The sequence below is a fragment of the Telluria sp. ZB4P34 genome (genome assembly GCF_059686055.1).
Genome location: NZ_JCASIF010000013.1, coordinates 23,637 through 36,930, shown reverse-complemented (window position 1 = coordinate 36,930; position 13,294 = coordinate 23,637). Strand labels below are relative to the sequence as shown.

Here is a 13,294-nt window from a genome sequence, read left to right as displayed (position 1 = left end):
AAAGTTATGCTGCCGGGCGACCGACAGCCCCAGGGCAAGACGATGCGACGGAGCCATGAGGGTCCTTAGACGCCCGGCCGGCGCAATTCGGCGACGAAGTCGTAGTGGTCGCTCAGGCAGTAGGAATGGGTCAGCTCCACCGGCTCGCCCGATTCCAGGTAGCCGACGCGGGTGATGTACAGGACCGCGCGGCCTTCCGGCACGTCGAGGCGCGCCGCCAGTTCGGCGGACGCGTTCATCGCGCGCAGGTGCTGCAACGCGCGCACCGGCATGTGCCCGGTCTTGGACAGGTGGGAATACAGCGAGCCGCCGACGTTCTCGGGACGAGGCAGCACGGTGGCCGGGATCACGCTGATTTCATAAGCCATCACCACCCCGTCGGCCAGGCGCAGGCGCTCGAGGCGGGCCACGCGCGTGTGCGGCGACAGGCCGAGCGACAGCTGCTCGTCTGCGTCGGCCTGCAGGACCTCGCGCCGCAGCCAGTGGCTGCTGGGCGTATAGCCGCGCTGCTGGAGCTGCTCGGAAAAGCTCGACAGGTCGGACAAGGGCTGCTCGATGCGCGGCGCGATGTAATTACCGGAACCGCGCCGGCGCACCACCAGGCCCTGTTCGACCAGTTGGTCGATCGCCTTGCGGGCGGTAACGCGCGAGACGTCGAGCTGCTCGGACAGCGTGCGTTCCGAAGGCAAGGCCTGGTCGGCCTGGTAACGCCCGTCGCGCACGTCTTGCGCGAGCTTGCGCGCCAGCTGCATGTACAGTGGCGAGTTGTCGTTCAGGTCGACCTGGAAGGCAGGGCTGGTTGTCGTCATCGGTATCGTTCAGGTGTGACGGAAAGTGTAATGGCAACCTGCATTACCGGCGCGGCAGGGTCCATGAAAAAGCTTCGTATATGCATTCTCCTGGCTTATGAGCATACCACTTGATGCCAATATAAAAGGGTTATGCCAAGGCTACGGCTATTCATTTGGCAATCTTCCCTGTCACTCCGTATCCTCGACCGGAACAGGTAGCACATTTCACAGATAACAGGCCGTGGTGGCGAAAGGAGTCGGGATGAACGAGCGCAGGCGAAGCTTGCTGGGCATGGCCCTGCTGGGCACGGTCGAGCCCCTGTTCGCGGCGCCGCCTTCGCCCGCTGCCACGCCCGCCCTCCCGGCCGCCGTGCGCCAGGCCCTCGACGCCGAACTGGCCGCCATTGCCAACGACCCGGCCATGCAGCTGGCCAGCCTGTCCGTGCTGGCGATGCGGGCGGGACAGCCGGTGTACCAGCAGGCTTTCGGACGCCGCTATATCGGCAAGGATGGTGGCAACGGCGGCGGCAGCCCCCTGCCCGACCGTCCCGCCACGCCGGAGTCGCTGTACCGCATCGCGTCGATTTCCAAGATGATGACCACGCTGGGCCTGATGCGCCTGGTGGAAGCGGGCCGCCTGGAGCTCGATGCCGACGTGTCGGACTACCTCGGCTACAGCGTGCGCAACCCGCACTTCCCGGGACGCCCCGTCACGCTGCGCACCCTGCTCACCCATACCTCGTCGCTGCGCGACGATGCCGGCTATTCCTGGCAGCTGCCGGTGTCGCTGAAAGACGTGCTGGTGCCGGGCGGCGCGCTGTACGGCGAAGGCAAGATGTGGTCCGACCGCGCCGGCCCGGGCGACTACTTCACTTACTGTAACCTGGCCTGGGGCGTGATCGGCACCGTGATGGAGCGCATCACGGGCGAGCGTTTCGACCGCCTGATGGAGCGCCTGCTGTTCCAGCCGCTCGGCATCCAGGCAGGCTACAACCCGGCGGGCCTGGCCCCTGGTGCGCTGGACAATCTCGCGACGCTGTACCGCAAGCGCACGGTCGACACCGAGATCTGGAATGCGGCCGGGCCGTGGATCCCGCAGGTGGACGACTACGGCGCCAGGGCGCCGGTGCTGCCTGCCGGTACCGCCACCGCGGCGCCCGGCAGCAATGCCACGCCGTTCAGCCCGACCGGCGGCCTGCGCATTTCAGCCACCGGCATGGGCGTGGTGATGCGCATGCTGATGAATGGCGGCGTCCATGGGACCACCCGCCTGTTCCAGCGCGCCACGCTCGAGCGCATGTTCGCGCGCCACTGGACCCATGATGGCCGCAGTGGCAATGGCGGCAACGGCGACACCCTGAACGGCCTGTACCGTGCCTGGGGTCTCGGCAACCAGCATTTCCCCGACCGTCCGGGCATGGGCCTGGTCGAAGGCGGCGGATTCGAGGCGCTCGGCCACCTGGGCGAAGCCTATGGTTTACGCTCGGTGTTCGCGCTGGATGCCGCGCGCGGCAACGGCATGATCGTCCTGACGGGCGGTAGCTCGGCGGATCCGGAACAGCAGAACGGACGTTATTCGGCCATGGCGCGCTACGAGGAACGGATCCTCACGGCGCTGTATCGCCACGCGATCGTCGGCCAACGCGCATCGAGCTGATGCCAAACCGACCACAAAAGCGTACATATATGCCGGTTATGGCGCCCGGCGCGACTTTCATTGGCCCTGGCCAGGCCGGGGGCCTAAGCTCCACCCACGTAACCAACAAGAAGAGTGCAGGATGCAGCAAGTAATTGTCATCGGTGGCGGCGTGGTCGGCCTCACGTCGGCCTGGTGGCTGGCGGAAGCCGGCTACCGCGTCACCGTCCTCGAACGCGCACCAGGCGTGGGCAGCGGGTCCAGCTACGGCAACGGCGGCCAGCTCAGCTACCGCTATGTGTCGCCCCTGGCCGACGAGGGCGTCCCGCTGAAAGCCCTGCAATGGATGTTCCAGGACACGGGGCCGCTGCACTTCCGCCCCGAGGCCGACCTGCGCCAGTACCGCTGGCTGGCCAGCTTCCTGGCGCACTGCCGCGCCGACGTCAACCGCAAGACCACGGCCAAGCTGCTGGAGCTGGGCGAGCTGTCGCGCCAGGGCATGAAGCAGCTCGAGCTCACCATCCCGCTCGAGGAGTTCGACTGGCGCGACGCCGGCAAGCTGGTGGTCTACCGCTCGCGCGACGTGTTCGAGAAGGCGGCCGGCAAGGCCGGCGCCGGCGATGTCTGGACCGCCGCGCAATGCGCCGCGCGCGAACCCTCGCTGGCGGCGGCCGAACCCCTGCTGGCCGGCGGCATCTACAACAGCGGCGAAGCGGTGGCCGACTGCCACGCCTTCTGCCTGGCGCTGGCCGAACGCCTTCGCGCCCACCCGAATTTCCATGGTTTCGTCAACGCCGAAGCGCGCCGCCTGCTGGCCCAGGAAGGGCGCGGCGGCCGCATCACCGGCATCGAGACCGACCAGGGCAGCTTGTCCGCCGACAGTTATGTGCTGGCGGCAGGCATCCAGAGCCGTAGCTTGTCCGATACGGTCGGCATCGCGCTGCCGCTGTATCCACTGAAGGGCTACAGCCTGACGGCCCCGATCCGCGCCGACGACGTGGCGCCGGAGATCAGCGTGACCGACTTCGAGCGCAAGGTGCTGTATGCGCGCATCGGCGACAAGCTGCGGGTGGCGGCCATGGTCGACATGGTGGGAGAAGACCTCAGCCACAACCGGAAGCGCGTCGACGGCCTGACGCGCCAGGTGAAGGAAACCATGCCGCGCGCAGCCGACTACTCGAAGCTGTCGGTGTGGGCCGGCCTGCGCCCCGCCACCCCGAGCAGCGCGCCGATCATCGGCGCCACGCCCTACGGCAACCTGTGGCTGAACGTCGGCCACGGCCCGCTCGGCTTCACCTTCGCCTGCGGCAGCGCCAGCCTGCTGGCGGGGGCGATGCAGGGCAAGGCGCCGCCCTTCGCGCTGGATGGCCTGCGCTTGGGCGGCTGATCCGCCACGGATGCCCGGCTCCCGTGCCGCCATTGAAAATGGCAGATAATGACGGCCATGTCCAAAACGACCACTTCCGAGGCCTGCCCCTGCGGCGGGCCGTCGCCGGCCGCCTGTTGCGGCCCTTTCATCGCGGGTAACGCCCTGCCACCCACGGCCGAGGCCCTGATGCGATCGCGCTACACCGCCTACGTCCAGAAAAACGAAGCCTATCTGCTGGCGACCTGGCACCCGAGCACCCGTCCGCGCGACCCCGTCATCGATGAGAAAGAGCCGATTCGCTGGCTAGGACTTGAGGTAAAATCTGCTTTACGTTTACGTCAACGTAAAGTAAATTCAGCGGACGATCCAGACAGCGATACCGTGGAATTCGTGGCCCGCTTCAAGGTGGGCGGACGGGCGCACCGGCTGCACGAAGTGAGCCGTTTCCTGCGCGAGCCGGACCCGGACACCCGGATGCCGCGCTGGTACTACGTGGACGGTAGTTTCCCCAAGTAAACAAAACGCAAGAGACAACAGAGGACGGCGATGCCCCAGATCGAGAGCAAACTCAACCCGCGCGGCGAAGACTTCAAGGCGAATGCCGCGGCCATGCAGGCCATTGTCGACGATTTGCGCGCCAAGGTCGCGCAAGTGGCGCAAGGCGGCGGTGAAGCCGCGTCCGCCAAGCACCTCGCGCGCGGGAAACTGCTGCCGCGCGACCGCGTGCAGATGCTGCTCGATCCGGGCACGCCCTTCCTCGAATTCTCCCAGCTGGCCGCCTATGAGATGTACGAAGGCGCGGCCCCGGCCGCCGGCATCATTACCGGCATTGGACGCGTGGCAGGCCAGGAATGCGTGATCGTCTGTAACGACGCCACCGTCAAGGGCGGCACCTACTACCCGATGACGGTGAAAAAGCACCTGCGCGCCCAGGAGATCGCCGAGCAGAACCACCTGCCCTGCATCTACCTGGTCGATTCGGGCGGCGCCAACCTGCCGAACCAGGACGACGTGTTCCCGGACCGCGACCACTTCGGCCGCATTTTCTATAACCAGGCGAACCTGTCGGCGAAAGGCATTCCGCAGATCGCCGTGGTGATGGGTTCCTGCACGGCCGGCGGCGCCTACGTCCCGGCGATGAGCGACGAATCGATCATCGTCAAGGAACAGGGCACCATCTTCCTGGGCGGCCCTCCCTTGGTAAAGGCGGCCACCGGCGAAGTGGTCACCGCCGAAGACCTGGGCGGCGGCGACGTCCACACCCGCCTGTCGGGCGTGGCCGACCACCTGGCTAAGGACGACCTGCATGCGCTGTCGCTGGCCCGCACCATCGTGTCGAACCTGAACCGCGTCAAGCCGGTGCAGGGCGCGCTGCGCGAAAGCGCCGAGCCGAAATATGCGCCGGAAGAGCTGTACGGCGTGATTCCGGTCGACACCCGCAAGCCCTTCGACGTGCGCGAAGTGATCGCGCGCGTGGTCGACGGCAGCGAGTTCGACGAGTTCAAGGCGCGCTACGGCACCACGCTGGTGTGCGGCTTCGCCCACATTTATGGCATGAAGGTCGGCATCATCGCCAACAACGGCATCCTGTTCTCGGAGTCGGCACTGAAGGGCGCCCACTTCATCGAGCTGTGCTGCCAGCGCAAGATCCCGCTGGTGTTCCTGCAGAACATCACCGGCTTCATGGTCGGCCGCAAGTACGAAAACGAAGGCATCGCCCGCAACGGCGCCAAGATGGTCACGGCGGTCGCCACCGCATCGGTGCCGAAGTTCACCGTCATCATCGGGGGCAGTTTCGGGGCCGGCAACTACGGCATGTGCGGCCGCGCCTTCTCCCCGCGCTTCCTGTGGATGTGGCCGAACGCGCGCATCTCGGTGATGGGCGGCGACCAGGCGGCCTCCGTGCTGGCCACGGTCAAGCGCGACGGCATCGAAGGCAAGGGCGGCCAGTGGTCGCCGGAGGAAGAAGCCGCGTTCAAGCAGCCGATCAAGGAGCAGTACGAGCACCAGGGCCATCCCTACTATGCCTCCGCGCGCCTGTGGGACGATGGCGTGATCGACCCGGCCGACACCCGCACCGTGCTGGGCCTGGGACTTTCGGCCGCGCTGAATGCGCCGATCGAAGACACGAAGTTCGGCGTGTTCCGGATGTAACGCCGGATGTAAAGGGAACTTGACATTATGGAATACCAGACTCTCACCGTCGCGATCGACGACAAGGTGGCCGCCGTCACCCTGAACCGCCCGGACCTGCGCAACGCTTTCAACGAGCACGCCATCGCCGAGCTGGCGCTGGCCTTCGATGAACTCGGCCGCAACGAACAGGTGCGCGCCATCGTGCTGGCCGCGAACGGCCCGGCCTTCTGCGCCGGCGCCGACCTGAACTGGATGAAGAAGATGGCCGGCTACTCGCACGGCGAGAACCAGCAGGACGCCGCGCGCCTGGCCGACATGCTGCGCACCATCTACCTGTGCCCGAAGCCGACGGTCGCCAAGGTGCAGGGCGACTGCTACGCCGGCGGCATGGGCCTGGTGGCGGCCTGCGACATCGTGGTGGCCAGCGAGGTAGCGCACTTCTGCCTGTCCGAAGTAAAACTGGGCCTGATCCCGGCCACGATTTCTCCCTATGTCATCAAGGCCATGGGCGAGCAGGCTTCGCGCCGCTACTTCCTTACGGCCGAGCGTTTCGACGCCCGGGAAGCCCAGCGCATCGGTTTCGCGCATGAGGTGGTCGCCCCCGAGGCGCTGGACGCCACCGTGGCCGGCATCGTGAAGAGCCTGGTGACGAACAGCCCGAACGCCGTACGCGAGGCCAAGAAGCTGGTGCGCGAGGTGGTGGGCCAACAGGTGGACGACGCGCTGCTGCTGGATACCGCCACGCGCATCGCGGAAATCCGTGCTTCACTGGAAGGCCGCGAGGGCGTGGCGTCCTTCCTCGAGAAGCGCAAGCCGGGCTGGCTGAACTGAGCATCGATGGGAACCACCGTGAAGCAGCAGACCTCTTCCGACTGGATCGCACGCAGCCTGCGCAGCGTGTGGCACCCCTGCACCCAGATGCAGCACCACGAAGAGGTGCCGCTGATCGCGGTCAGCCATGGCAAGGGGCCGTGGCTGTACGACCATGAAGGCCGCCGCTACCTGGACGGCATCAGCTCCTGGTGGGTCAACCTGTTCGGCCACGCCAACCCGCGCATCAACGCGGCCCTGAAGGACCAGCTGGACAAGCTCGAACACGCGATGCTGGCCGGCTTCACCCACGAGCCGGTGATCGAGCTGTCCGAAAAACTGGCGGCCCTCACCGGCCACAACCTCGGCCACGCCTTCTACGCTTCCGACGGAGCGTCGGCGGTCGAGATCGCGATGAAGATGAGCTTCCACGCCTGGCGCAATGCCGGTTATGCCGCCAAGCAGGAATTCGTTTGCCTGCAGGGCAGCTACCACGGCGAGACCATCGGTGCACTGGCTGTCACCGACGTGCCTCTGTTCAAGGATGCCTATGGCCCGCTGCTGCGCGCCGCGCACGTGGTGCCGGCGCCGGATGCCCGCAACGCTACCGAAGGCGAATCGGCCCAGGACGTGGCCCGCCGCGCTATTCAAGCTGTCCGCACCCTGTTCGAGGCGCGCGGCGACAGGATCGCCGCCATCATCGTCGAGCCGCTGGTGCAGTGCGCCACCGGCATGGCGATGTACGACCCGCTCTACCTGGAGCTGCTGCGCGCGCTGTGCGACGAGCACCATGTGCACCTGATCGCCGACGAGATCGCGGTCGGCTGCGGACGCACCGGCACCTTTTTCGCCTGCGAGCAGGCGGCGATCTGGCCGGACTTCCTGTGCCTGTCCAAGGGGATCAGCGGCGGCTACCTGCCGCTCTCGCTGGTGCTCACCAGTGACGCCATCTACCAGGCCTTCTACAGCGAAGACATCACGCGCGGCTTCCTGCATTCGCACTCGTACACCGGCAACCCGCTGGCCTGCCGAGCGGCTCTGGCCACGCTCGACATCTTCGAGCAGGACGACGTGTTGAACCGCAACCGCGAGCTGGCCACCAGGCTCACCATCGCGCTGGCGCCGCTGGCCGAGCACGAGCGCGCCCATCACTTCCGCCAGCGCGGCATGATCTTCGCATTCGACGCGCTGGAGCCCGACCCGGCGCGCGCCTCGACCTTCGCGCGCCGTTTCTTCACCACGGCGGTGGAAAACGAACTGCTGCTGCGTCCGATCGGACGCACGGTTTACCTGATGCCGCCCTACGTGCTCGATCACGAAGAGGTCGCCGGCCTGGCCGCGCGCACGCAGAAGGTGTTCGAATCGGTGATCGCGAGCTGACACCATGGACCTCATCGACCGCATCGACCGCAAGCTGGACGCATTGGCCGCGCAAAGCCTGACCCGCCGCCTGCGCGTGGCCGACAGCCCCTGCGCGCCGCGCCAGGTCGTGGACGGCCGCGACATGCTCGGCTTCTGCAGCAACGACTACCTCGGCCTGGCTTCGCACCCGGCCGTGATCGCGGCGCTGCAGGAAGGGGCCGAACGCTATGGCGCCGGCAGCGGCGCGTCCCACCTCGTCAGCGGCCACAGCCGCGCTCACGCCCTGCTGGAAGCGCGTTTCGGCGAGTGGATGGCGCCCTATATCGACCATGCGCGCGCCTTGTACCTGTGCACCGGCTACATGGCCAACCTGGCCGTGCTCACCGCGCTCGGCGCCGACGCCGACGCGCAGATCTTCTCGGAAGCGCTGAACCACGCCTCGCTGATCGACGGCGCGCGCCTGGCCAGGGCCGGCGTCACGGTCTATCCGCACGGCGAGGTCGATGCATTGGCGGCGCAACTGCGCGCCAGCACGGCCGGCACCAAGATCGTCGTCACCGACAGCGTCTTCAGCATGGACGGCAACCTGGCCCCCCTGCCCGCATTGCTGGAACTGTGCGAGCGCCACGGCGCCTGGCTGGTGGTGGACGACGCCCACGGCTTCGGCGTACTGGGAGAGAGCGGCCGCGGCGCGCTCGAGCACTTCAATGTACGCTCGCCGCACCTGGTCTACATCGGCACCCTCGGCAAGGCGGCCGGCGTGGGCGGCGCCTTCATCGCGGCGCATGCCAGCGTGATCGAACTGCTGGTGCAGCGCGCCCGTCCCTACATCTACACGACGGCGGCGCCGCCGGCGCTGGCCCATGCGCTGCAGGCCAGCCTTGATATCATCGGCGGCGAGGAAGGCGCGCGCCGCCGCGCCCACCTGACGGCACTGGTGGACCATCTGCAGGATGCGCTGCGCCTGCAGCGCTGGCAGCTGCCGGCATCGAATACGGCGATCCAGCCGGTCATCGTCGGCAGCAACGACGAGGCGCTACGGGTGGCCGCCACCCTGCACGAGCAGGGCCTGTGGGTGCCGGCGATCCGCCCGCCCACGGTGGCGCCGGGCACGGCGCGCCTGCGCGTGACCCTGTCGGCCGCGCACACCCACGCAGAGGTGGCGCAACTGGCGCGCGCGCTGAACGAACTGGAAAGGGCCATCGCATGAAAAACCTGAACGAGCCGGACCAGCCACTGGCGCTGACGCCAGGCGTCGCCGTGGCCGTCCCCGCGACCAGCGGCGCCCCGGCCGCCGCGCCGCAACCTGAACCGCTGGCCGCCGAAGGCCTGCCCTTGCGCTTCTGTTGTTTCGTGACGGGCACCGATACCGAGATCGGCAAGACGCTGGTCTCCAGCGCCATCCTGCACAAGCTGGCGGCAAGCGGACGCCGCGCCTGCGGCATGAAACCGGTCGCCGCGGGTGCGGAGCTCATCGATGGCGAGCTGCGCAACGAAGACGCCGACATGCTGCGCGCCGCCGGCAACGTGCACCTGCCAGGCAACATCACGACGCCTTTCATGCTGAAGGAAGCTGCCGCACCGCACATCGCCGCCGCGCTCGAAGGCGTGGTCATCGAAGCGGTGCCGATCCTGGCGGCCTATGCCGAGATCCAGGCGGCTTCGGATGCCGTGGTGGTGGAAGGCGTGGGCGGTTTCCGCGTGCCCTTCAACGACGACTTCGACAGCGCCGACCTGGCGGCCCAGCTCAACCTGCCGGTGATCCTGGTGGTGGGCCTGCGGCTGGGCTGCATCAACCACGCCCTGTTGACGGTCGAAGCAATCGTCGAACGCGGCCTGGTGCTGGCCGGCTGGGTCGCCAATACGGTCGACCCGAACATGCGCTTCATGCGCGAGAACATCGAAGCGCTGGAACAACGCATTCCGGCGCCACTGCTGGGCCACGTGCCCCGCCTGGAGCAAGCGACGGCGCAGGCCGCCGCCGACCATATCGACCTAGCGGGGCTGCCGGGCTGGCATTCTCCGCGCGTCCAGACCTAAGGAAAACCAAGATGTCCGAATCGAATACCATCGCATTGCATCGTCCCGTCGCCATCAAGCAGCCGGAACACGTCACCTGGCCGCTGCAGGACGTGCAGGCCCTGTTCGAGCTGCCTTTCAATGAGCTGATGTTCCGTGCACAGCAGGCGCATCGCGCCAACTTCCCCGACGGCGACGTCGAGCTGGCCACCCTGCTGTCGATCAAGACCGGCGGCTGCGAGGAAGACTGCGGCTACTGCCCGCAGGCGGCGCGCTACGACACCGGTGTCGAAGCAAAGAAGATCCTCGACCTCGACACCGTGCTGGATGCAGCCCGCCAGGCCAAGGCCAGCGGCGCCACCCGCTTCTGCATGGGCGCCGCATGGCGCAGCCCGAAGGAGCGCGACATGGAGAAAGTGGAAACCATGGTGCGCGAAGTAAAGGCGCTCGGCATGGAAACCTGCGCCACCCTGGGCATGCTCGAAGAAGGACAGGCCGAACAGCTGAAAAAGGCGGGCCTGGACTACTACAACCACAACATCGACACCGCGCCGGATTTCTATGACAACGTGATCTCGACCCGCGAGTACCAGGACCGCCTGGATACCCTGGGCCGCGTACGCAGCGCCGGCCTGAAGGTCTGCTGCGGCGGCATCGTGGGCATGGGCGAGACGCGCGAGCAGCGCGCCGGCCTGATCGCCCAGCTGGCCAACCTGAATCCCTACCCTGAATCGGTGCCGGTGAACCACCTGGTGCAGGTCGAGGGCACGCCGCTGCATGGCATCGAGAAGCTCGACCCGATCGAATTCGTGCGCACCATCGCAGTGGCCCGCATCACCATGCCGCAGGCGCGCGTGCGCCTGTCGGCCGGCCGCCGCGAACTGGGCGAGGCCGTGCAGGCGATGTGCTTCATGGCCGGCGCCAACTCGATCTTCTACGGCGACAAGCTGCTCACCACCGGCAACCCGGAAGCAGACGACGACCGCGTGCTGCTCGAGAAGCTGGGCCTGAAAACCCGTGCGGCGACGCTGGAGTCGGCGCCGAAGGCCGCTTGCGGCTGCTGATTTTGTGAACGCGGCCGGGGAGACGGCCGCGCCGAACCGATAACCAAAAAGCGAAAGACCAACGCATGTTCACCAAGATCCTCATCGCCAACCGTGGCGAAATCGCCTGCCGTGTCGCCGCTACCGCGCGCCGCATGGGTATCCGCACCGTCGCCGTGTATTCGGAAGCCGATGCGGGCTCGAAACACGTGGCGGTCTGCGATGAGGCAGTCCTGATCGGCCCCAGCGCGGCCAAGGACAGCTACCTGCGCGGCCAGAAGATCATCGAGGTTGCGAAAGCCGCCGGCGCACAGGCCATCCACCCGGGCTACGGCTTCCTGTCGGAGAACGCGGAGTTCGCCGAAGCCGTGCAGGCCGCGGGACTGGTGTTCATCGGCCCGCCGGGTTCCTCGATGCGCGCGATGGGCTCGAAGTCGGCCGCCAAGCAGTTGATGGAAGGCGCCAACGTTCCGCTGGTGCCGGGCTACCACGGCGACGAGCAGGAGCCGGGCTTCTTGCGCGAACAGGCCGACCGCATCGGCTATCCGGTGCTGCTCAAGGCCAGTGCAGGCGGCGGCGGCAAGGGCATGCGCGTGGTCGAGCGTTCGGAAGACTTCGAGGCCGCGCTGGCGTCGTGCAAGCGCGAGGCGATCAGCTCTTTTGGGGACGACAAGGTGCTGGTCGAGAAATACCTTATTCGTCCGCGCCACATCGAGATCCAGGTGTTCGCCGACACCCACGGCAACTGCGTCTACCTGCACGAGCGCGACTGTTCGGTGCAGCGCCGCCACCAGAAGGTGCTGGAAGAAGCCCCGGCCCCGGGCATGACCCCGGACCGCCGCGCGGCGATGGGCGAAGCGGCCGTGAACGCCGCGCGCGCCGTCGGCTACGTGGGCGCCGGCACGGTGGAATTCATCGCCAACCAGGACGGTTCGTTCTACTTCATGGAAATGAACACCCGCCTGCAGGTGGAACACCCGGTGACGGAAATGATTACCGGCACCGACCTGGTCGAGTGGCAGCTGCGTGTCGCCGCCGGCCAGCCGCTGCCGAAGAAGCAGGGCGAGCTGGCGATCCACGGCCACGCGATCGAAGCCCGCGTGTATGCGGAGAATCCGGAAAAGGGCTTCCTGCCCTCGATCGGCACGCTGCGCCACATGGATACCCCACATGCCGTCGAGTTCCAGCTGGGCGCCGACGGCACGAATCCGGCGGCCGTGCGGGTCGACTCGGGCGTGCGCGAAGGCGACGCCATTTCTCCTTTCTACGACCCGATGATCGCCAAGCTGATCGTCTGGGGCGCCGACCGCACCCAGGCCCTGGCGCGGCTGTCGCAGGCGCTGGCGGAGTTCCAGATCGTCGGCCTGGCCACCAACATCGCTTTCCTGAAGCGCCTGGTGGAAGGCGAAGCCTTCTCGACCGCGGACCTGGACACCGGCCTGATCGACCGCCACGGCGATACGCTGTTCCCTGCTCCCACCAGCGCCCCGTTGGGCGCGCTGGCCCTGGCTGCGCTGGCGCTGAGCAGCGGCGAAACCGTGCGCGGCTCGGTCAATCCGGCCGACCCCTGGGCCCAGGCCCGCGGCTGGCGCATGAACAGCGCCTACCGCCGCGTGCTGTCCTTTGCCGACGAGTTCAGCGGCGAAGCTGGTTATCAGGTAGGCTTGACCTACGGTGCCCACGGCTGGGAGATCGATGCCAACGGCGAGCGCCAGCCCCTCGAATTGGTCCGCCACGAGGGCGCTGAACTCACCATCCGCCTGGGCGAGACCTCGATGCACGGCAGCGTGCGCCGCGACGGCGACCTGTTCCACGTGTTCACGGGTGGCCGCCATGTCACCCTGGCGTACAATGACCCGATGGCGCACGCGGGAGAAACCGAGGCTGCGGGTGGGCGCCTGACCGCCCCGATGCCGGGTAAAGTGGTGGCCGTGCTGGCCGCATCCGGCAAGGAAGTCAAGAAGGGCGAGCCGCTGGTCATCATGGAAGCAATGAAAATGGAGCACACGATTTCCGCGCCGAGCGACGGCCTGGTGGAAGAAGTGCTGTACCAGGTCGGCGACCAGGTGGCGGATGGCGCGCCGCTGCTGGCGTTCAAGGCGGCGTAACGAGCGAGGCTCGCACAACC

The 13,294-nt window shown here is 67.3% G+C and carries 11 protein-coding genes; 10 read left to right on the top strand and 1 reads right to left on the bottom strand.

What is annotated here, in order from left to right; translation table 11 throughout:
* Positions 1–65: 65 nt before the first annotated feature.
* Positions 66–809, bottom strand: a complete 744-nt coding sequence (locus AC56KL_RS18320; RefSeq protein WP_497181604.1) for a GntR family transcriptional regulator — start codon at positions 807–809, stop codon at positions 66–68.
* A 244-nt stretch (positions 810–1,053) separates the two neighbouring features.
* Here AC56KL_RS18320 and AC56KL_RS18315 point away from each other — a divergent pair, with 244 nt between their 5' ends.
* From AC56KL_RS18315 to AC56KL_RS18270, 10 genes are all read left to right on the top strand, one after another.
* Entirely contained in the window at positions 1,054–2,448 is a 1,395-nt protein-coding gene (locus AC56KL_RS18315) for a serine hydrolase domain-containing protein (protein WP_497181603.1), read from the top strand.
* Between the two features lie 121 nt (positions 2,449–2,569).
* A complete protein-coding gene (locus AC56KL_RS18310; RefSeq protein WP_497181602.1) occupies positions 2,570–3,814 on the top strand; it encodes a D-amino acid dehydrogenase in 1,245 nt (414 codons plus the stop codon).
* Positions 3,815–3,871: 57 nt separating this feature from the next.
* Entirely contained in the window at positions 3,872–4,312 is a 441-nt protein-coding gene (locus tag AC56KL_RS18305; protein ID WP_497181601.1) for a YchJ family protein, read from the top strand.
* A 30-nt stretch (positions 4,313–4,342) separates the two neighbouring features.
* Complete coding sequence (locus AC56KL_RS18300) at positions 4,343–5,950, top strand: carboxyl transferase domain-containing protein (protein WP_497181600.1); 1,608 nt, start codon at positions 4,343–4,345, stop codon at positions 5,948–5,950.
* Positions 5,951–5,977: 27 nt separating this feature from the next.
* Entirely contained in the window at positions 5,978–6,763 is a 786-nt protein-coding gene (locus AC56KL_RS18295; RefSeq protein ID WP_497181599.1) for an enoyl-CoA hydratase/isomerase family protein, read from the top strand.
* Positions 6,764–6,769: 6 nt separating this feature from the next.
* Positions 6,770–8,122: an adenosylmethionine--8-amino-7-oxononanoate transaminase gene (bioA, locus tag AC56KL_RS18290; RefSeq protein WP_497181598.1), complete on the top strand. Its 1,353-nt coding sequence runs from the start codon at positions 6,770–6,772 to the stop codon at positions 8,120–8,122.
* A 4-nt stretch (positions 8,123–8,126) separates the two neighbouring features.
* Positions 8,127–9,314: an 8-amino-7-oxononanoate synthase gene (bioF, locus tag AC56KL_RS18285; protein ID WP_497181597.1), complete on the top strand. Its 1,188-nt coding sequence runs from the start codon at positions 8,127–8,129 to the stop codon at positions 9,312–9,314.
* Positions 9,311–10,144 (top strand): dethiobiotin synthase, encoded by an 834-nt coding sequence (bioD, locus tag AC56KL_RS18280; RefSeq protein WP_497181596.1) that lies wholly within the window; start codon positions 9,311–9,313, stop codon positions 10,142–10,144. The genes bioF and bioD overlap by 4 nt, the downstream gene beginning before the upstream one ends.
* 11 nt (positions 10,145–10,155) lie before the next feature.
* Positions 10,156–11,187: a biotin synthase BioB gene (bioB, locus tag AC56KL_RS18275; protein ID WP_497181595.1), complete on the top strand. Its 1,032-nt coding sequence runs from the start codon at positions 10,156–10,158 to the stop codon at positions 11,185–11,187.
* A gap of 65 nt (positions 11,188–11,252) precedes the next feature.
* Positions 11,253–13,274 carry an acetyl/propionyl/methylcrotonyl-CoA carboxylase subunit alpha gene (locus AC56KL_RS18270; RefSeq protein WP_497181594.1) on the top strand — a complete coding sequence of 674 codons (2,022 nt, stop codon included), beginning with the start codon at positions 11,253–11,255 and terminating at the stop codon, positions 13,272–13,274.
* Positions 13,275–13,294: the final 20 nt, after the last annotated feature.